We start from the raw sequence: 21,908 nt of genomic DNA, 5'->3' as shown, positions 1-21,908 counted from the left end.
AATAAAGAGCTGATTTACAATGAATAATTTTAGAGGAATAGTGAACTATTGCGATAAAATTTGAAGCAGTAAATCAGTTATTTATTCAAAGCTTGGCAATCCCGCTTACAAACAGCAATTTTCTTCGTGTAATCGACTCAAAATAGCCCGCTATTCTTTCGTCAATATACACTTGAAACTAACTATTTGTAAGCGTTCTGAGTTCAAAATTTCACATCGAACTCAGGTTAATAATATCGTCTTCCATCATACATACGAGTATCACAATGTTGTGGCAAGTGCCTAACAGTGTGACAATGAATATCAACCAATTGATATCCACACCCCCTGTGATAAGTATACAACTGACCATCGCAGTGATAATAGGCTACACCACCAACATACACCTTGGTATAATAACGATTAGGTAAGCATCTCACGTAACTTCTTTCAACACGTTTGTGTTTTGGCTTGTGATAGTGTTTATGCTGACGAGCATATCTGTCGCTATATCCATAATCCTCCCTGCAATCATTACGCTCATACCTGTGCGGATGTTCATTATGGTGATGATAAGAATGGGTATCATTATGCGAAACTCTTTTATGATGCCTGGCATTTGAGTGTTCCCTGTAATCATTGCTGTTGCATTTATTCTTGCGACTATGCGAACTATTACCTTGCGCACTAATTGACAGACTAATAGCAGACAAAGCAAAAATCAGTATGGCGGATAATATATGTAATCGTTTCATGACTTCTAATTTTAAAGTTAGACAATCATTCAGGCCAGAATGTCATTTTTGTTATGCATAACAAAACAAACGCCATGCCAAAACCTTAACACTTATTAACACAAACTCAACACAACCACCATATCTAACTAACAGAGTGGCATTTATAAATTTACATTTAACAACACAATCCCTTGATAAAGCCTTACTAAATACCACTCCATCATTCATAAATAAAAAAACCCGCCAGTATATACCGGCGGGTCAGATGTATCAACGAAGTGTATTTACTCATCAATGCCTTCAAGCATCATCATAAACGCATAATCCAATGCTGTTTCGCGATAACGCTTAAAGCGTCCCGATGCACCACCGTGCCCAGCTTCCATATTCGTGTGCATCAATAATATATTGTCACCTGTTTTCTTGTCGCGCAGTTTGGCGCACCACTTGGCCGGCTCCCAGTATTGTACTTGCGAATCAAACAAGCCGGTTGTTATCAGCATGTTCGGATACGCTTTTGCCTCCACGTTATCATAGGGCGAATAGCTAAGCATATAATCGTAGTATTCCTTATTCTTAGGATTCCCCCACTCGTCAAACTCATTAGTTGTTAGTGGTATGGTTTCATCCAGCATGGTTGACACCACATCAACGAAAGGTACGGCTGCAATCGTACCATTATACAACTCAGGTGCCATATTTGCCACAGCTCCCATGAGCAATCCACCGGCACTTCCACCCATAGCATACAAGTGCTCAGGTGAGGTATAATTCTTTTCGATAAGGTATTTGCTACAATCGATGTAATCGTTAAACGTGTTGATTTTATTCAGCATCTTACCATCGTCGTACCATTGGCGTCCCATAGCCTGACTGCCTCGAATATGCGCCACCACATAAATAAAGCCACGATCAAGTAGGCTCAAACGAGTAGAACTAAACCAGGGGTCCATTGTAGCGCCGTATGAGCCATAAGCGTATAACAGTAACGGAGCATTCCCATCCTTCTGAATACCTTTTTTATAAACCACAGACATGGGTACCTTTGCTCCATCACGCGCAGTTGCCCACAATCGCTCTGTAACATACGCATCAGGATTGTGGCCTCCTACAACTTCCTGCACCTTTTTCACATCCTTTTCTTTGGTATCCATATTGTAATCAATGGTCGATACCGGTGTAGTCATCGAACTATAGCCAAAACGCAGAAAATTGGTATCAAATTCAGGATTGGTTGAGATATAAGCCACATAAACCTCTTCACCAAAATCAATATAGTGTTCTTCACTGGTCGATTGATTAATAATGCGCAAATGCGTCAGGGCATCTTTACGTTCACTCACCACCAGGTGTTCTTTAAACACTTCTATTCCATCCAGCAGCACATCCTCGCGATGAGGAATAAGTTCTTTCCAGTTACTCATTTCTGTGGCATCAACCGATGTTTCCATTAAACGGAAATTCGTTGCTTCAGAATTGGTTAATACAAACCACTTATTCTGAAAATGCTCAATACTATATTCATGATTATCAGTACGTGGCGTAAAGGGCTTAAACTCCCCTTCCGGGGTGTTGGCATCCAGTATATGGTAATCACTAACCAAGGTTGAGCTTTCACCTATAACAATGTATTTATCAGACTTGGTTTTGCCTACTCCAATATAAAATGAAGGATCTGTCTCGTGATAAACCATCACGTCCTGCTCAACTGGGTTACCAAGCTTATGACGCCAGATTTTCTCACTTAATAAAGAAACTTTGTTCTTAGTCGTATAGAAATATGTCTGGTTATCATTGGCCCAGGCACCACCAGCCTGCGCATTAGACAGCTCATCGGATAATATTTCACCTGTCTCCAGATTTTTAAAACGGATGGTATAAATACGACGACTTACAAAGTCCTCGGCAAATGCCAGCAGCTTATTATCCTGACTTACACTTAAGCTGCCAAGTGCATAGTAAGCTTGTCCTTCTGCCCTTTCGTTTTCATTAAAAAACACTTCTTCTGGCGCCTCCATTGTTCCTTTCTTGCGGCAATGAATACGATATTCTTTACCATCTTCGTATTTGGAGTAATACCAGTAACCATTGGAATAATAAGGCACCGACTCATCGTCCTTCTTAATTCGCCCTACAATTTCATCAAACAACTTTTCCTGCAATGCTTCCGTGTTTTTCATCACTGCCTTTGTATAGGCATTTTCAGCATTCAGATAATCAAGCACACTTTGAGTTTGCAGGTCGGGCGATTCCGCATTTTTTTGCTCATCCGTTAATCGCATCCAGAAATAAGGATCAACCCTCGAATGTCCGTGCATCATTAACACAGAGTCTTTTTTTGAAGCAACCGGTGCATCAGGCAGGTCGCCCGGTACTAATGATGTTTTCTTTGATTGAGTATTGCAGGCAACAAACAAAACAATGCCTACCAGATAAATAAGTTTATTCATAGTTTTAATATTGGGTTAAACTGTTATAAAGGTATATATAATGATACTTCATGAAACGATTTTCTATGTTTTCTTTCAACAACTTTAGAAGAAAGAAGTCCGACTTTATGTTCTTCCATCAACTCTTAAATGTTAAAAATATATAAATTTTAGAATTTACATCTTTTCACAACTGGAATTATCAAGCAGGGTTTTCGAAATTTCCACATAATGACTCTCGCATATTACACTCTTAAATCTCATTTGTAATGTGGACATTACAATTTATATTCGAATATTTAATCTACATATTCTATAATTAATACTTCTTGACAGAACTAATTTCAGACCAAACACTCTCCTTTTACCCTAATAATGAGGATTGCACAAGACATCAAAACAATGTTTCTTTGTCGCCTCAATTAAGCATTATACGCACAAACAATAATTAGTACAGGTTAACAGGCAAATTATGGGTAAAATTAATGAAGTGTTCGTTAAAGGAAATTGGAACGAACAGGTAAACGTTAGAGATTTTGTTCAGAAAAACATCACACCTTATGAAGGAGATAGCTCTTTCTTGTGTGGACCAACCGACAGAACCAAGAAGCTTTGGGAAATCTGCTTGGATGCAATCAAAGAAGAGCGGGCAAACAACGGTGTTCGTTCAATCGATACTGAAACGATTTCAACCATCACATCACACGAAGCAGGATACATCCAAAAAGACCTTGAGCTAATCGTAGGATTACAGACTGATGAACTACTAAAACGTGCCATGAAACCTTATGGTGGTATTGCAGTAGTTGAGAAAGCTTGTAGTGAACAAGGTTTAGAAGTATCTGACCGTGTTAAAGATATTTTCCGCAATTACGCAAAAACACACAACGATGGTGTTTTTGATGTTTATACTGATGAGATTCGTAAATACCGTTCATTAGGATTCTTAACGGGTTTGCCCGATAACTATGCACGTGGACGTATTATCGGTGACTACCGCCGTTTAGCGCTTTATGGTATCGACCGCTTGGTGGCTGCTAAAAAGGCGGATCTTGCTGGCTTAGTTGGCCCAATGAGCGATGATAAAATTCGCTTACGTGAAGAAGTGGCTGAGCAAATCAAAGCATTAGTGCACATTAAAGAATTAGGTGCTAAATATGGTTTAGATCTTTCTCGTCCGGCAGAATCTGCACAAGAAGCTGTTCAGTGGGTGTACATGGCCTACCTGTCGGCTGTAAAAGAGCAGGATGGTGCCGCCATGTCATTAGGTAACGTATCGTCTTTCCTTGACATTTACATGGAGTACGATTTGGCAAACGGCAACATCACTGAGGAACTGGCTCAGGAATTTATCGACCAGTTTGTGATGAAACTACGCGTTGTTCGTCACCTACGCATGAATGCTTACAATGAAATTTTTGCAGGCGACCCAACCTGGGTAACTGAAGCTATTGGTGGTAAACTGATGGATGGCCGTCATAAGATCACTAAAACTTCATACCGTTTCTTACAAACACTTTACAACTTAGGCCCTTCACCAGAGCCAAACATGACAGTTCTTTGGTCACAAGATTTACCTGAAAACTTCAAGAAGTTTTGTGCTCAGGTATCAATCGATACGTCTTCTATCCAGTATGAGAATGACGATTTGATGACCAACACACGTAACTCTGATGACTACGGTATCGCTTGTTGTGTATCATTCCAGGAAATTGGTAAGCACATCCAGTTCTTTGGTGCACGAACCAACCTGGCTAAAACATTACTATTAGCCATAAACGGTGGACGTTGTGAGATGAGCGGTAAGACCATTGTAGAAGGCATCCCTGCCTTGAAGAGTGAAGTACTTGACTTTGAGGAGGTAATGGCTAACTACAAATTGGCTATGAAAGATGTGGCTCGTGTTTACAACGAGTCGATGAACATCATTCACTACATGCACGATAAATACTACTACGAAAAAGCGCAAATGGCTTTTGTTGACACCAACCCTAAAGTGAATTTGGCTTATGGTATGGCAGGTTTATCGATTGTGGCTGACTCATTATCGGCTATCAAACATGCTAAAGTAACGGTTGTTCGTAACGAAGACGGCTTGTCAACAGACTTTAAAATTGAAGGTGAATTCCCTTGCTACGGTAACGATGATGATCGCGTAGATAACCTGGCGGTTGATATTTCAAACCACTTCAACCAGTTGCTATGTGGTTTGGCCACATACAAAAACGCCGAGCCTACCATGTCAATCCTTACCATTACATCAAACGTGGTATATGGATTGAAAACAGGTGCAACTCCTGACGGACGTGCGCAAGGTGTACCATTTGCTCCCGGAGCCAACCCAATGCACGGACGTGACAAGAACGGTGCAATTGCTTCTTTGAACTCTGTAGCTAAATTGGACTATAAGAATGCACTTGATGGTATTTCAAATACTTTCAGCATTATTCCTAAGTCATTGGGTGCCGATGCCGAAACACGCACTGATAATCTGGTAACCATGATGGATGCTTACTTCTCAAAAGAGGCTCACCACTTGAACGTAAACGTTCTGAATCGTGAACTATTGGAAGATGCCATGGAAAATCCTGGAGAGTACCCACAGTTAACCATTCGTGTATCAGGATATGCCGTGAACTTCGTTCGCCTGACTCGCGAGCAGCAGTTAGAGGTTATCTCACGTAGCTTCCACAGCAATATGTAATAACAGATATACAGGCAGAAGAATTAAGGCAGAAGGTGCATGTCATCCTTCTGCCTTCTGGCTTCTGACTCTTAACTAGATACTTATGTTACGAGTACATTCATTTGAATCATTAGGCACCTACGACGGACCGGGAATTCGTCTGGTGGTGTTTCTGCAGGGCTGTAATTTTAAATGCCTGTATTGTGCCAATGCCGATACCATTGAACTAAAGGGTGGTACCGCAACCTCAGTGGAGGAAATTGTAAATATGGCCAAAAACCAAAAGCCCTTCTTTGGCAAAAAAGGTGGCCTTACCTTTTCGGGAGGCGAACCGCTGGTGCAGGCCAAACAATTACTTCCTGTCGTAAAAACACTCAAACAAGAAGGCTTCCATGTGTGCATCGATACCAACGGCAGTATTCTTAATGATGATGTTAAGGCGGTGATGGAATATGTTGACATTGTGTTGCTCGATATTAAACACATTAACGAAGCCCAACATCAATTATTAACTGGAAAAAGCAATGCCAAGACACTGGCTTTTGTCGATTACCTTCAGGAAATCAACAAGCCTGTTTGGCTGAGGTATGTTCTGGTTCCGGGTTATAGCAATAATACAGAGCACCTTCACCAACTTGGCAAACACTTTCAGGCATATAACAACATTGAGAAGTTGGAAATACAGCCTTACCACGAACTTGGTGCACACAAATATGAGCACCTTGGCTGGGAGTATAAGCTAAAAGGAGTTAAAGCCAATACGCCAGAACAACTGGATGAAGCTTATAACATCCTGACGACCTATTTTAAAGAAGTTGTTATTAACTAATCCTGCCACTGATATTCAACCCTTAAAAAAGTGAAAGAATGAACTATTATTCATCAAAAGAAATAGTAGAGCAAGTTAATAAAGTGGCTGAAGCTAAAGCCAATACCAGCGTACCAAAAACATTTGTTTTAGCGTTGCTGGCGGGTGGCTATATTGCCATGGGTGGTTTATTAGCCATTGTTATTGGAGGCGGTTTACCCGGACTAAGTGCCAGCAATCCGGGTATACAAAAGTTTCTGTTTGGAGCTGTTTTCCCCCTGGGGCTTATATTATGCGCCATTGCCGGGGCCGACCTTTTTACCGGCAATACAGCTTATTTTATTCCGGGCCTGCTATCGGGAAACCGTCAATTAAAAACCATATTTAAAAATTGGGGTATTGTTTATGCCGGCAACTTTATTGGTTCATTAATAGTAGCCTTCCTGTTTGCCTATTATACCGATATTTTTGGCAAAGATCCATGGCTTTCAAGCACAGTACATATTGGCGAATACAAAACTGCTGCACCATTCCTTAAGGCACTTGTCAAAGGTATAGCCTGTAACTGGATGGTGGCTTTGGCCATGTGGCTGGCCTATGCGGCAAAAGATTTATCGGGTAAAATACTGGGCATCTGGTTCCCAATAATGGCCTTTGTAGCTATGGGCTTCGAACACAGTGTGGCCAATATGTTTTTTATCCCAACAGCCATTTTTTACGGGGCTGATGTAAGCTGGTTTTCATTCCTTATCGACAACCTGATTCCGGTTACCATTGGCAACATTATTGGTGGTGCTTTATTGGTAGGAACAGTCTATTGGTTCGTTTACGAAAAGAAATAATTTTAGTGGCTTAACTTTCAAATCTAAAGAGAGCATCCGTTTGGGTGCTCTTTTTTTTTGTATTTCGGGCAAAAGCATTCTTCACTTCCCACACATTCCATTATATTTGGCTTTCAAATCCTTAATTAAGCATATATCAAATGAGCAAAAAAGTGTTTGTTTCCGGTTGTTTTGACATGTTACACAGTGGGCATGTAGCCTTTTTCAAAGAGGCTGCCAAATATGGTGATTTACATGTTGGAATTGGTTCTGACAGAACTATCAGAGTACTGAAAGGCCGTGAAACCATCAACTGCGAGGAAGAAAGATTATACATGATTAAGGCGCTTAAATTTGTTAAAGAAGCCTTTGTGAACTCCGGAGGTGGCATAATGGATTTTGAAGAAGAAGTGAAGCAATTGAAACCCGATTATTTTGTGGTGAATGAAGATGGCTTTTCGCCCGCCAAAGAGAAGCTTTGCAGAGAGATTGGCACCGAATTAAAGGTACTGAAGCGTATTCCGGAAGATGGCTTGCCTAAACGTTCTACAACTGACATCAGAACATCGGATAATTGCCTGCTTCCCTATCGCATTGATTTAGCCGGCACCTGGATTGACCAGCCATATGTTTCTAAATTTCATCCTGGCTGGGCCATCACCCTGTCGCTTGAACCCATTATTGAATACAACGAACGCTGCGGCATGTCCACATCAACGCGCAATGCGGCCAAAAAAATATGGCCTTATTTTTTACCTTTGGAGAAACCCGAAAAGCTGGCCGAAATACTATTTAAGTACGAAAACTCGCCTGGATCGCAACTCATTTCTGGCGCACAGGATGCCATTGGCATTTGCATGCCCGGACTGGTTCGCCACTATTACGATGCAGCATACTGGCCTAAATCCTTTGAGTCTGTTCACGATGAAGATATCCTCAACTGGCTTGAAGAACATATTTATATGGTTTTGCTTTGGCCACGCAAAAACGGACTGGACCTTTTAAAGGAAACATATATTAACGAAGAAAATGTAAAATCATTAGCCATAGCCGCTGAAGAGGCATGGCAAGCTATTATGGCGAAAGACCTGAAAGGTTTTTCACAAGCATTTCTTAAATCATTTAAAGCGCAAACAACCATGTTTCCTGCCATGATTGATGAAGAGGTGGCGGCTGCCATTGAGCCCTATAAAAAAGATGCACTGGCCTGGAAACTGGCAGGTGCCGGGGGTGGCGGTTACCTGATATTGGTATCCGAAAAGCCAATTGATGGCGCCATGCGCATTAAGATCAGACGCAGAAACTCAGGCATATAAACACTAACACAGGGAAAGTGCTACAGCTGGAAATACTTTCCCTGCCAGCTATCTTTTTCAGCCAAACGCTTTTCTACTTTGGCAACAAACTCAAAATTTTTGAGCCCCCAGCGCGGAGCAATTAGTAAATCGTGAGGTGCCTGACTAATAAAACGCTCCATTACAATGCGCGGATGCATTATCTCCAAAAAATCAACCACCAAATCAATAAACTCCTCAGCTGTATAAAGCCTGAAGAAGTCAGGTGTGGTTTCATATATTTTAGCAAACGAACTTCCCTTAACAATTTGCAACTGATGCAACTTTAGAAAGCTAATTGGCAGCTGACTTACTTCACGCGCATGCTGAAGCAACTGCTCGCGGTTCTCACCCGGCAAACCCAGTATTAAGTGCATACCTACTGGAATACCAGCCCCGGCAATACGTTTTGCGGCATCAACTGTTTCGGCGTAACCGTGTCCCCGGTTAATCTGAAGTAATGTCTCATCAGAGGTGGATTCTGCACCCAGTTCAATCGCAATATAATAATCCTTGCGCCACTCTTTCAAAGCAGCCAATAAATCATCAGATACACAGTCAGGCCGCGTGCCCAACACAATACCCGTAACTTTTGGATGATTGAGTGCCTGCTTATATTGTTCCAACAGATAGGCTGTTTCACCATAGGTATTGCTGTATGCCTGAAAATAGGCCAGGTATTGCTGCGTTTGATATTTCGGCCGAAAGAAAGAGATGCCCTTATCTATCTGCTCAACAATACTCAATTCCGGTCCGCAATACGATGGATTAAATGTGCTGTTGTTACAGAACGCACATCCACCCGTTCCTTTTGAACCATCTCGGTTGGGACAAGTAAAACCTGCATTAACCGAAACTTTTTGTACCCGCTCTCCAAAGGTTCGTTTAATGTATGAACTATAGTCGTTGTAGCGCTTGCTGGTTCCCCAATCGTATTGCATCTCCTGTATATTTTGGGCGACAAAGATACAGATAATAAGTTAATGAAGGTCCTAAAAACAAAGAGGAAAGCAGCCTCAAACAGCACTACTTTCCTCTTTCTATAATCTCTTTATTATAACTTACTCAAACAACACACATACAGGCATCTCAGCCTTTTGCTCACTCACGTATGACAACAAACCGGTTTCTCTGTTGCGTTTAAAAGCCACCAGGTTATTAGATCGTTGATTAGCCACCACCAGCAACTCGCCATCAGGTGTTAAGGCGAAATTACGTGGCCAGTCTCCTCTTACCGATTCGTGCCCAATCAATTCCAATTGCTGACCGACTATTTTAAATATGGCCAATGAGTTATGCCCTCTGTTGGATGCATAAATAAACCGACCATCACCAGAAATATGGATGTCGGCACAATAGCTGTCACCGGTGAAGTCGGTTGGTAAAGTAGATATCGATCCGAGTACCTGCCAGGAGCCTGAAACCTTCCCAACCACTGTAATGGTACTATTAAGCTCGTTAATGACATACATTTGCTCCTTTTGCGGATGAATAGCAAGGTGTCTCGGCCCTGCTCCATTGTCCAGTTTAAGACTATCGCTTTTTAGAAGTTCACCCTGAATAAGCTGATAAAAAATTAATTGATCTATCCCCAGGTCAACAGCTACGGCATGCTCATTATCTATAAACCAGATAGAATGAGCATGAGGACTTGCCTGGCGTTCCGTTACTCCTTTACCATAATGCTGAGCCACTGCTTTTAAAGGGCTCAACTTACCACTCTGTTCAATTGTGAGATATCCAATATTGCCACCTGAATAGTTGGCAACCAGTATATCGCCCTTATCATTGCCTGAAACATGACAAGGATGTGCGCCGCCACTTTCCGAAGTTGACAGCTTTTCCAAACCATCCATCCTAACAGCATAACTTTCAACGGCTCCTGTGCCTTCAACATCAAGTTCATTAACGGCCACAAGCGTCTTTTGCTTATTGGCAAAACAGAGAAATGAGGGATTCTCAGCCTTTGCCGCCAGCTTTAGCGTATCAAATGAACCATCACTTTTTAGTATGCCATGATAAATACCTTCACTGGCCCCATCGGTATAGGTTCCCAAATAAAATGGATAGTGCTTCAATTCTTTCTTTGATGTACAAGCCATCAGTACCAGCCCCATGGCTGCAATAAATAACAGATTTCTTTTCATTATAATTAACTTATTCGTCTTTTTTGGTCGATTGTCGCGACTTAAACCTGGCCTTAGCCAGCAGATAACCCAATGTAAATGGTAAACCAAAGATAACGGTTACCAACACAATTACCACAAATACTATCAGCCTGGATATTCTGCGAATAAAACGAATAAGGTTATCAGTTGTTTCCTTAATAAGTACTTTTCCCGACTGCTGAATATCATCGCGCAACAATACGCGCTGTTCATCCAGGTATTTCTGCAGATGTTGCCGCTCTTGTGATAGCTCGTAAATACTCGTGCGCATACCCGTGTTAAAATCGTGAAGGACGGGTGTTAACTCTTCGCGCATACGAACGGCTATTATGCCCATCATCTCAGGTGATTCTTGTGCCACTATAGCCAAACGATTAAGCATTTGAGACAGTGAATCAATACGCGCTAAATAGGGTTCAGCCAAACTATCATTTTCCAATGTCAACAAAATCAAGTCCTTTTCCCAGGCAAGCTGCGACTGAATCTGCTCATTGTAAACACTCATCCTGTCAGTAAAATCATTCATCACCTCGGCCCCGGTACCAATGGTAGAGGTGTATAGTGAATCCGGTATTTGCAGGTGCTCAATTAAGAGCGGCCGCGTATCGAACTTAGAAAATTGCCATTCGTATAATTCTGAAGTCAGCGGATAGGCTTCGACAAAACTCAGTAGCTCTTCGTAATGTTTTTTATCATTGCTGCGTTTGGCCATTTGCTGTATTTCACTCACGAGCTCATTGGCACATGCTTCAGCTATTGGACTCAATTCACCAAAATGTACTGTTCCTCTCGCTTGCAGATAAGCATCCATTTGCTTTGCCAGTAACCAGGTATCCACCAATGCTATTTCAGCATCACTTTGAAAAGCAGTGCGGGCACACGCCGAAGTAGCCGCTCCCTTCCACTTAATAGCTTCGGCTTTTATGCTTGGCTCTTCTGTGGAAGCAACAATCGAATCAGCCGCCTGAATGACCTGTCCTGTAAATGATTTATAATAAGAACGCACAGCCATTCGTGTATTCAAATCTTGTTTTGATAATGCTTCGGTACCAAACTGAGGTTGGAATTTCAATAATGAACAGCTGCTTAATACTGTAATTAGCAGCAAACTTGCTATGATTTTAGTTTTCATGGCGTACTGTAGCCTTTAAGTTGATAGTTAAAGATAAACAATTAATTAAATCGCTGTTTAAATGCTTTCACATGATGTTTGTTAGCCAGTTAGTATTTGGCTTTTACTATTTTAGCATCAAATAACACTATAATAAATAATGCTCATGAAAAGACATCTCACTGCTTTCCTCCTTTTAATCTGCGCAATAGCCACTTTTGCACAAAGTATTTTTGACCAGGTTAACGATCCCTATTTTGGCGAAACCTGCACCAGTATCATGGTCAGCAAAGGCGCTTCCGCCGATGGTTCGGTAATTACTTCACACACCTGCGATGGACGCTATCGCACCTGGCTGACTATTGAGCAGGGCCAGCAATTCAAAAATGATACCACAACACCTATTTTTAAAGGAAAATTAAAAACTGAAACACCTTGGGATATGCGTAAGGTTAAAGTAGCCGGCACAATTCCACAGGCAAAACAAACATACAGTTTCCTGAATACCGCTTATCCATGCCTGAATGAGAAACAGTTGGCCATTGGCGAAACCACCTTTGTAGGACCTAAAGAGCTGGTGAATGAAGATGGTATGTTTTTGATCGAAGAGTTGGAACGCATTGCGCTGGAACGCTGCTCAACTGCCCGCGATGCCATTAAACTGATTGGTGAGCTGATTGAAGAATATGGCTACGGCGACTGGGGCGAATGCATTACCATTGCTGATAAAAAGGAAGTGTGGCAACTGGAGATTGTTGGCGAAGGTCCGGATAACATTGGCGGCATATGGGCTGCACAGCGCATTCCGGATGGTCACGTGGGTGTATCGGCCAATATATCGCGCATTGGCGAAATCAACCTCAAAGATAAAGACCATTTTATGGCTTCTAAAAATGTTTTCTCAGCAGCAAAGAAGCTGGGTCGCTGGGATGGTAAAGAGCCCTTTAAATTCTGGAAAGCCTATGGCGATGTTGAGAAACCGTTTATGATTCGTGAGTATTTCATTTTGAACGCCCTGGCACCTTCGCTGAACCTCGATTTTGAAGCAGATGAACTGCCTTTCTCAGTGAAGCCAGATAAAAAAGTGTCAGTCCAGGATGTAATGGCTTTGTACCGCGAAACATACGAAGGAACAGAGTATGACATGACACAAAACCTACTGGTAACAAAAAAGAAATACAACGATAAAAAAGAAGAAATTGGCGTAGATACGCTTAAATCACCTATTGCCAATCCATGGATGGGACGTAACGAACGAAACCTATACAATGCGTTAAAAGAAGAAACAGTTGAGTTTCAAAGAACAGTTGCAGTTTCATGGTGTTCTTATTCAGAGATTATTCAGCTACGCGATTGGCTACCCGATGAAATTGGTGGTATTGCCTGGTTCAGCTTCGACAATCCGGCACAATCACCTCGTATACCCATCTACAGCGGAGCCACCGAATTACCCGAAAGCTTCAACTTTTGCGGACAGAAACGCTACCGGGATGATGCCGCTACCTGGCAATACCGCAAAGCCAACAAACTGGCGACACTGGAGTGGCAAAGCACTAAAGAAGGGATGAACAAGGAAATTGCCTATTTTGAAGAAAAAGGGCTGACCGAAACCAAAGAATTGGAAGCGCGCGTTAATCAACTCATTGAAGCGGGTGAAAAAGAAAAAGCACAAAATCTATTGAACCGATACACCAAAGATTTTACCGGAGCAACCATGTTGCGTTGGAAAGAACTGGAAGAGAAATACTGGGCTAAATTTGGCTTAGGCTTCTAATAAAACAGCACAAAGAAATCCCCGCAGCGTCATTCTGCGGGGATTTTTTTATGACTTTAATCTAACTAGATCATAATTTGACCCCTCCAAAGCCAAACTAAGACTATTCTGTTTTCACTTTATAATACCTCTTTACTTTATCGGACTATCCGGTTCTTTGGCCATGTGATTATAGGACAATTTATCCAACAATCCGGGCACAAATTTCTTCAGAAAAACGGTTAGTTTACCTTCAACAAAGGTCAGAATGAGCGTACGCTTGCGCTTAATAATAGCCTTAGCCATGTGCATGGCCACTTCTTCAGCACTCATCATCTTTTCTTCTTTGCGAGGAGTTTCTCCCTGGTTGCTGCCATCAGCTGTTAGTGCCGCCTTGCGCACATTGGAAGCCGTAAAACCGGGTGCCGCAATCAATACATGCAGTCCTTTTTTCAGGTTCTCAACGCGAATGGTTTCAAGGAATCCGTGCATGGCAAACTTGGATGCCGAATAACCGGTGCGGCCAGGCAAGCCAATAAATCCGGCAATAGAAGAAACGCCTACCACAGAACCCTTACTCTCCAATAACGAAGGCAAAGCATACTTTGTGCAATATACTGTCCCCCAAAAGTTAACATCCATTAGCTGTTTCAGCACCTCTAAATCAACATCCAAAAAAGCTGCCCGCATGGAAATACCTGCATTATTGACCAACACATCAATGCGTCCGAATGCTTTCAGCGTTTCACTAATTAAATGCCTGCAATCTTCCTGTACACTGACATCGGTTTTGACTGAAATAACTTCGGTGCCATTGGTCTTCAGTTCATGCTCAATCTCCACAAGTTTTTCGGCACTGCGAGCTGCCAGCGCCAGCTTAGCGCCCCGTTGTGCAAACTCCCTGGCACAAGCTAAACCAATACCCGACGAAGCACCTGTAATTATAATGACTTTATTCTTCATATCGTATTTTATTATTCAAGCAGATGAACCGCACTGCCTCAATCAAGCTGTGAAATTAACGATTTATAAATGATTTAAAAATCAACTGTGCCATCCTGCACCTTTCAACAACTGGTCACAGTATTTCAACAGCTCGTCATCTTAAAATTTAGTAGCTGTATTGGTATCTGCACTTTTGAACTGTCAATTAAATGCAAACAATCAATGGTAAGCAAAGTAATTTATACAGTTCTTCTCGTCCTAGTTAGTATCACCCAGCACATGCGAAGTGAACCTACAATCAAGGGCATTGTCGTTGGTAGTGATAACTCACCCCTCATCGGCGTAAACATTACATTAAAAGGCACCTATGATGGTACAATTACCAATACTGCAGGCGAATTCGAAATAGTGACGAATCATCCTGAAGCTATATTGGTTATAAGCTATATCGGCTATAAGACCAAAGAACTATTGCCGCCACACAACCGTTTTTTAACCATCGTACTAAAAGAGAGTGTTACCAGCCTGAATGCTGTTACTATTACTGCCGGAACTTTTAGTGCTGGCGACAAAAAACGGGCAACCGTGCTTGAACCTCTTGATATCTACACAACAGCGGGTTCATTGGGTGACATTAATGGTGCTCTTAAAACACTGCCGGGTACCCAGCCTGCTACTGACGACGGACGACTGCTGGTGCGTGGTGGCGAGGCTTCTGAAACAAAAGTATTTGTGGATGGACTACTGGCTGCAAAACCCTACTACTCCAAAGTACCTGATCTACCCACCCGTGGCCGTTTTGCTCCCAGCTTATTTAGAGGAACCGTGTTCAGTACAGGCGGTTATTCAGCCGAATACGGACAAGCTCTTTCTTCCATACTTATTCTGGAATCAAATGACATAGCGGTAGAAGAGATAACCAGTCTATCACTTATGTCCATCGGCCTCGAGGCTTCCAAAACATGGGTAGCTCCCAATCGCTCAACCTCATTGGGTTTAAGTTACACCAACCTTGCTCCCTACTTCAACATGACTAATAACCGCCTTGATTGGATTAAACCTGCAGAAGCAGGTAATGTCAATCTGATGCATCGACAGAAAAAAGCGAATGGTGCCATGTTTAAATGCTTCTCAACCTTTGACTTTGGCGTTCAGGAATTCAATACTTTGGTGGGCAGTAATAAGGTCAACATCGACTCAGAAGGTGGTAACGGATACATTAATATCAGCTATGTCACACCCATTTCATCTGCAAGTTGCCTTAAATCAGGCCTTGCCACAACCATCAACAGAAAGCGTGAATTGGCCAGTTCTAATCGCACATTAAATACAGAGGTTTATACGGAAGTACGCCTGAGTATTCATCAGCCACTATCAGAAGGTATAGATTTAAAATACGGAGTGGCTGATGCCTTCACTTACTATCAGCAAGATTACAGCAACACGCTGCCAGATACAGAATACAGCACCAATATCAGGGACCATCTAGCAGCTTTGTTCATTGAATCAGAGATACACCTTTCAGCTCAACTGGCATTGCGGCCGGGCCTGCGGTATGAGTACTCAAGCTATCTGAACCAATCGAGTCTGTCGCCCCGCTTTGCAGTGGCTTGTAAAACTGGCAAAAACAGCTTACTGACAGCTGCATGGGGACATTATTTCCAGAGTCCTCAGAATGATTATCTGAAATACTCATCATCACTACAGTTTGAAAAAGCCACACATTATCTAATTGGTTACCAGACAGGCTCTCTTACAAAACGTCTGTTTCGTGTTGAAGCTTATTATAAAAACTACCAACAACTCATAAGCTACAACTCACTTACAGATTATCAGTTCCAGAAACTGGCCAATAAAGGCAATGGCTTTGCTAAAGGCATCGATATTTTTTACAGAGATAAACAAACACTGAAACGAACAGACTATTGGTTTTCCTATTCATACATTGACACCCAGCGTCACTATATGGATTATCCCAACCCTGCAACGCCATCCTTTATAGCAGAACATACCTTTTCGGCCGTGGGAAAATATTTCCTGGGTGCTATCAACACACAGCTTGGCGCCACCTGGACAGTGGCCTCCGGCCGCCCATACCATCGCAACGGCGATGCGACATTTATGAATCAAAAAGCACCTGTATACAATGACCTGAGTATGAACTTAAGCTATCTCACAACCCTGGGTGACCATCAAACCATTGTCCATTTTTCATTTTCTAACGTGCTGGGCAGAAACCATTTGGTGGGCTATCGAACAGTTTCGTCCCCAGACAATAGCGGAGATAGCTATCAAATACCTCTTTTACCAGACATTAAGCAGTTCCTGTTCTTAGGGATATTCATTTCAATAAACAACTAATATTAAATCATTTCACTATGAAAACACTAACACTCATTTTTGCATTATGCCTAACGCAATGGATGCAAGCAAACGACTACGAGACCATCATGCAGCAGAACATCACACAGCTTTATCAAACAACAGATATTAGTATGATCAATCAAATTGCCGCCGGCTTTCAGCGAATTGCCGATGTGGAAAAGGATGAATGGCTACCACTCTATTACGTAGCCTATGCCTATGCCCGCTCAACTCATTTTATCACAGATGCCGACTCTATTGACTTACAACTCGATAAAGCACAACTGGCACTAAAACAGCTTGTCAGCAGCAAAAGTGACGAATCGGAGGTTTATGCCTTACAAGCCCTGGTTTACTCATTACGAATAACTAATCCCATGCGTGGCTACAAATACTCAAGCCTGTCGAATGAAGCACTGGCCAAAGCAGAACAGCTCAATGCCGCTAATCCCCGCATATACTATTGCAAAGCCAACAACATTTACCATACACCAAAAATGTTTGGTGGTGGCAAAGAAAAAGCACAGCCACTATACGAAAAAGCAGCAGAACTATTTGCCAGTTGCAAACATCCAAACCAGCTTTGGCCAACCTGGGGATCAATTCATAACAAGGTGATGCTGGACAAATGTCTTGCCAGCGAATAAAGCTTATATTCCGGCAGTATTAAATTCTCTGCCGGGATTTATCAATTAATATTTATATTTAATTCTCATTTTATCACACATGAGCATCTACAGCGATATCTGCAATAAAAAATACAGCTTCAAAAAATCCTTCTATATTTTTCTGTGGTATGGTATTACTTCAGCCTTAATTGGCGTTATATTCTTAGGGTTTGCCTGCCCCAAATGCCTGCTAAATATCCAGGCTGTTGGTCAAAATGCCGGTTACAGCCTGCTACTGGGTTATAGCCTTTTTAGCTTTGGCTTTATCTTTGGATGGCTTGAAAATAGATATGTTGCCTGGATAAGTGCACCAATCAAAAGTTTAATCGTTGTTTTGGTCAGCTCAACTATTTATAGCTCACTGGTCATTTTTAGTGTCAATTGGCTGTGGCATTCACTATTGGGGCAAATGCCGTTCAAAGAGTTTTATGCCCGCTATGCCTATGTAATGTGGATAGAATTTGGCATTTTTTATTTCATTGCCCTTTGGTTTTATGCCCGCTCTTTCTTTATTCATTGGCGAAAAGAAGTTGAAAACCGGGAGAAGCTTAAGCGACAGGCTTTGCAGCTTCAATATGAATCACTGAAAACACAAGTCAATCCGCATTTTTTATTTAATAGCCTCAATGCACTTACCACATTAATTGAGATGAATGTGCCAGCTGCCAAACAATTTACGCACGAGCTATCCTGCTTCTACAGGGACATACTACAGCTCAAAAACAAAGAAATCATTCCTCTTGAAGAGGAAATACAAATTGTTAAACGCTACATCTACCTGCAGAAAATCCGTTTTGGAGACAATTTTACCTACCGTATTCCTGACATTGAGAATAACAATCAGATGGTCATACCCTTATCTCTCCAAATGCTTGCCGAAAACGTATTTAAGCATAACAGCATATCCGCCAATAAGAAGGTCCATCTTGACATTCAGCTCTCTGATGATGAAGTTATCATATCCAACACATTTTACCCTAGAAAAGATAGTTCTGACTCTGGTACAGGACTTAAAAATCTGAATGAACGCATTCTTTACCTGACTAATAAACAACTTACTATAAAACAAGACCAACAATACTTTACCATTCATTTACCTCTAATCCAATTGGACAATGCGCATATTAATAGTTGAAGATGAACATCTGGCGGCTTCGCGCCTGTCGCAAATGATTCAGAAACTCCATCCTGATGCAGAAATTAGCAGTATTTGTGATAGTGTTGAGCTGTCGGTTGACTGGTTAAAAAACAACCCTCAACCCGATTTGGCTTTTTTTGACATTCAGCTGGGCGATGGTATCAGTTTCGATATCTTTGAGCAGTGCGATGTTATGTTTCCGGTCATTTTCACCACTGCTTACGATCAGTATGCCATCAAGGCCTTTAAGGTCAACAGCATCGATTACCTGCTGAAACCCATCGAAGAAGAAGCATTGGAAACGGCCATCAATAAGTTTCTGAATCATCAAAATATGGACCTGACAAGCATCCATCAGGCGATATTGCAAACGCAAACTCTCATACAGCAAAACAACTACAAAACCCGCTTTTTAATAAAGGTTGGTGAGCACCTGAGAATGATTAACACCAATGAAATCAGTTTCTTCTACAGCGAAGAAAAGGACACATTCTTGCGCACCCTGGATGGGCATAGTTATGCATTGGATCAAAGCCTCGACCGGTATGAGATTCAACTCAATCCTGCTGATTTTTACAGGATAAGTCGTAAATACATTGTAAGAATCAGCGCTATTGCTGATATTATCAACTACAGCAACTCACGCCTTAAGCTTAAGTTAATAGGCATGCAGGCATCCGACGATGTAATTGTAAGTCGCGAGCGAGTTAAAGCATTTAAATATTGGCTGGAAGAAACGGCCGGATAAAAAGGAAGGGGAACATCTGCTCCCCTTTTAACCCTTAAAAAACTAACCCTAAAAACAAGCTGTAAAACAACCTGTTTGCTTTTAATATCTTATATCCTTGATTTCTGTAATTATCTGACAAATATAACTATTTGTTATCAATCTGTTAGCCACTTTACAGACAATTATTACACCTGCATATTTTGTCGCATCCATTCAAATAGGCATGCAGCTGCCGCATGCGATACATTCATCGATTTAATTGATCCAGGCATCGGAATGTAAACAGCATGATGACAACGCATAAGTATCTCTTGCGATACACCGTATTTTTCATTTCCAAGCACCAGCAATAGTTTAACCGGCAATCGTTCAGCGTATAAATTAATGGCCCCTTCAGCTGTTTCCAATGCCACCATTTGATAGCCATCGGGCACCTCCAGGCTATCCAGATTACACCATTCTACCGGCACATGCCCAATAGCAGCCCCGGCTGTTTTATTGACCTTACTCATCCGGCAGCCTTCGCTGCCAACCACAATTACTTTTGAGGCGTTCACATTAGCTGCCAGGCGGATTATATTCCCAATATTCTCGGGCGTTGAGAAATTATCAGTAACAATGATAACATCGGCTCCTTTAGCTATATGTCCTTCATTTTCTTTATTGAAAAAGTATTTCGAATGTGTTTCGGGCATTTACTTAACACGTTTAAGTCCCATCGCTTCCGCCTCTTTAAGCATTAAAGCAAAAGCCTCATCAAAATTGTTGCCTATTTTTCCATCCAGAATCGCCTCCTTAATAATCGATTTTAAATCACCAATTTCTTTGCATGGCTCTAATCCAAATGTCTCCATAATCACCTCTCCGGTTACCGGAGGTTGAAAATTACGTATATGGTCCTTCTCCTCAATTTCTTTTAGTTTACGACGCACCAATTTAAAGTTGCGCATATAACGCTTTACTTTGGCCTCGTTCTTTGAGGTGATGTCGGCCTCACAAAGCGTCATTAAATCGTCAATGTCGTCACCGGCTTCAAACAACAAACGACGGACGGCTGAGTCAGTTACTACATCCTCACTTAAAACAATAGGGCGCATATGAAGCCCCACCATCTTCTGCACATATTTCATTTTCTCGTTGAGCGGCAGCTTCATACGACCAAAAATCTTTGGTATCATTTTCTGCCCAATGAAATTATGATTATGGAAAGTCCAACCAAGTTTTTTGTCGTAACGTTTGGTTCGTGGCTTGGCGATATCGTGCAGAATGGCCGACCATCGCAACCAAAGATTATCGGTATTAGGAACAATTCTATCCAACACTTCCAGCGTATGGTAGAAATTATCTTTGTGCGCACGTCCATCTACCTTATCAACACCTTTCATAGCTTGAAACTCGGGAAAGATAATTTCCAGAAGCCCTGTTAATTCTAACAACTTAAAGCCAATGGAAGGCCTGTCTGCCATCACAATCTTATTCAGCTCATCGGCAATGCGCTCACCAGAAACAATACTAATCCTGTCCTTTTGAGCTTTAATTCCGTCAAAGGTCTTTTCCTCTATCCGAAAATTCAATTGGGTGGCAAAACGAATGGCACGCATCATGCGTAAAGGATCATCCGAGAATGTTACGCCCGGTTCTAAAGGAGTACGGATGATACCGTTTTCCATATCGTCCATGCCATTAAATGGATCAACCAAGGAACCGTAATCACTCTTATTAAGACTCAATGCCAGTGCATTAATGGTGAAATCCCTGCGATTCTGATCATCCTCCAGTGTACCGTCTTCGACAATGGGCTTGCGCGAGTTTCGCTGATAGGATTCTTTGCGTGCTCCAACAAACTCCACTTCCAAATCGCGGTAACGCAACATGGCAGTACCAAAATTTTTAAAAACGGTCAGGCGAAGACCTCCCAGCTTTTTCGCAACTCTCTCAGCCAACTCAATCCCGCTCCCCACTACAACCACATCTATATCTTTAGAAGGTCTGTTCAGGTATAAATCTCTTACAAAACCACCTATTACAAAGGCGGGACAATTCATTTCATTACATATATCTCGAATGGCATGAAAAACAGCATGATTTAAGCTCTTTTCCACCCTTTTTTGTGCTTCTTGTATCATATTGCTGACAAAATTACAACATTATTATGGCATTTTGACCATTTTTGGCAGATATAGGGTTTGGCATGGTAATTGTTTTATCGATACATATACATTTGTAGATATTTAGAA

General features: G+C 41.7%; 17 protein-coding genes. 9 read left to right on the top strand and 8 right to left on the bottom strand.

The genetic code is table 11. The features are described from left to right. Positions 1–227: 227 nt before the first annotated feature. Both KEM09_RS07620 and KEM09_RS07615 read right to left on the bottom strand, forming a co-directional pair. The gene (locus KEM09_RS07620; RefSeq protein WP_212227309.1) at positions 228–734 is read right to left on the bottom strand and encodes a hypothetical protein; all 507 of its coding nucleotides are present in this window, start codon (positions 732–734) and stop codon (positions 228–230) included. A gap of 266 nt (positions 735–1,000) precedes the next feature. Continuing rightward, positions 1,001–3,166, bottom strand: a complete 2,166-nt coding sequence (locus KEM09_RS07615; RefSeq protein WP_212227307.1) for a S9 family peptidase — start codon at positions 3,164–3,166, stop codon at positions 1,001–1,003. 451 nt (positions 3,167–3,617) lie between these two features. On the opposite strand from KEM09_RS07615, the gene pflB reads away from it, so the two are divergent. The 4 genes from pflB (at position 3,618) to KEM09_RS07595 (ending at position 8,776) form a co-directional block, all read left to right on the top strand. Further along, the gene (gene pflB / locus KEM09_RS07610; protein WP_212227305.1) at positions 3,618–5,849 is read left to right on the top strand and encodes a formate C-acetyltransferase; all 2,232 of its coding nucleotides are present in this window, start codon (positions 3,618–3,620) and stop codon (positions 5,847–5,849) included. An 85-nt stretch (positions 5,850–5,934) separates the two neighbouring features. After that, positions 5,935–6,660 (top strand): pyruvate formate-lyase-activating protein, encoded by a 726-nt coding sequence (pflA, locus tag KEM09_RS07605; RefSeq protein ID WP_212227303.1) that lies wholly within the window; start codon positions 5,935–5,937, stop codon positions 6,658–6,660. Positions 6,661–6,698: 38 nt separating this feature from the next. Continuing rightward, a complete protein-coding gene (locus KEM09_RS07600) occupies positions 6,699–7,481 on the top strand; it encodes a formate/nitrite transporter family protein (RefSeq protein ID WP_212227301.1) in 783 nt (260 codons plus the stop codon). A gap of 140 nt (positions 7,482–7,621) precedes the next feature. Then, a complete protein-coding gene (locus KEM09_RS07595; protein WP_212227299.1) occupies positions 7,622–8,776 on the top strand; it encodes an FAD synthase family protein in 1,155 nt (384 codons plus the stop codon). Positions 8,777–8,796: 20 nt separating this feature from the next. Here KEM09_RS07595 and mnmL read toward each other — a convergent pair whose 3' ends face one another. The 3 genes from mnmL to KEM09_RS07580 form a co-directional block, all read right to left on the bottom strand. Beyond that, positions 8,797–9,735 (bottom strand): tRNA modification radical SAM protein MnmL/YtqA, encoded by a 939-nt coding sequence (gene mnmL, locus KEM09_RS07590; RefSeq protein WP_212227297.1) that lies wholly within the window; start codon positions 9,733–9,735, stop codon positions 8,797–8,799. 120 nt (positions 9,736–9,855) lie between these two features. Further along, positions 9,856–10,941 carry a lactonase family protein gene (locus KEM09_RS07585; RefSeq protein ID WP_212227295.1) on the bottom strand — a complete coding sequence of 362 codons (1,086 nt, stop codon included), beginning with the start codon at positions 10,939–10,941 and terminating at the stop codon, positions 9,856–9,858. A 10-nt stretch (positions 10,942–10,951) separates the two neighbouring features. Beyond that, positions 10,952–12,094, bottom strand: coding sequence for a hypothetical protein (locus KEM09_RS07580; RefSeq protein WP_212227293.1), 1,143 nt, complete (start codon positions 12,092–12,094; stop codon positions 10,952–10,954). A 145-nt stretch (positions 12,095–12,239) separates the two neighbouring features. Between KEM09_RS07580 and KEM09_RS07575 the strand changes: the two genes are divergently transcribed. Then, a complete protein-coding gene (locus KEM09_RS07575; RefSeq protein WP_212227291.1) occupies positions 12,240–13,847 on the top strand; it encodes a dipeptidase in 1,608 nt (535 codons plus the stop codon). A gap of 132 nt (positions 13,848–13,979) precedes the next feature. Here the strand turns inward: KEM09_RS07575 and KEM09_RS07570 are convergent, their stop codons facing one another. Beyond that, complete coding sequence (locus KEM09_RS07570; RefSeq protein WP_212227289.1) at positions 13,980–14,789, bottom strand: SDR family oxidoreductase; 810 nt, start codon at positions 14,787–14,789, stop codon at positions 13,980–13,982. 261 nt (positions 14,790–15,050) lie between these two features. On the opposite strand from KEM09_RS07570, the gene KEM09_RS07565 reads away from it, so the two are divergent. The 4 genes from KEM09_RS07565 (at position 15,051) to KEM09_RS07550 (ending at position 19,689) form a co-directional block, all read left to right on the top strand. Continuing rightward, positions 15,051–17,132, top strand: coding sequence for a TonB-dependent receptor plug domain-containing protein (locus KEM09_RS07565; RefSeq protein ID WP_212227287.1), 2,082 nt, complete (start codon positions 15,051–15,053; stop codon positions 17,130–17,132). A 17-nt stretch (positions 17,133–17,149) separates the two neighbouring features. Further along, entirely contained in the window at positions 17,150–17,782 is a 633-nt protein-coding gene (locus tag KEM09_RS07560; RefSeq protein ID WP_212227285.1) for a hypothetical protein, read from the top strand. A gap of 79 nt (positions 17,783–17,861) precedes the next feature. Continuing rightward, positions 17,862–18,938: a sensor histidine kinase gene (locus tag KEM09_RS07555; RefSeq protein WP_212227283.1), complete on the top strand. Its 1,077-nt coding sequence runs from the start codon at positions 17,862–17,864 to the stop codon at positions 18,936–18,938. Next, positions 18,919–19,689 carry a LytR/AlgR family response regulator transcription factor gene (locus tag KEM09_RS07550; protein ID WP_212227281.1) on the top strand — a complete coding sequence of 257 codons (771 nt, stop codon included), beginning with the start codon at positions 18,919–18,921 and terminating at the stop codon, positions 19,687–19,689. The genes KEM09_RS07555 and KEM09_RS07550 overlap by 20 nt, the downstream gene beginning before the upstream one ends. Positions 19,690–19,856: 167 nt before the next feature. On the opposite strand, the gene KEM09_RS07545 is transcribed toward KEM09_RS07550, so the two are convergent. After that, entirely contained in the window at positions 19,857–20,366 is a 510-nt protein-coding gene (locus KEM09_RS07545) for a TrmH family RNA methyltransferase (protein ID WP_212227279.1), read from the bottom strand. Continuing rightward, the gene (locus KEM09_RS07540; RefSeq protein WP_212227277.1) at positions 20,367–21,797 is read right to left on the bottom strand and encodes a CCA tRNA nucleotidyltransferase; all 1,431 of its coding nucleotides are present in this window, start codon (positions 21,795–21,797) and stop codon (positions 20,367–20,369) included. Between the last annotated feature and the right edge of the window lie 111 nt (positions 21,798–21,908).

It is taken from the genome of Carboxylicivirga mesophila, assembly GCF_018271975.1.
In the GTDB taxonomy this organism is placed as follows: Bacteria; Bacteroidota; Bacteroidia; order Bacteroidales; family Marinilabiliaceae; genus Carboxylicivirga; species Carboxylicivirga mesophila.
The sequence above is the reverse complement of the archived record's forward strand: the minus strand, read 5'-3'. Positions and strand labels throughout refer to the sequence as shown.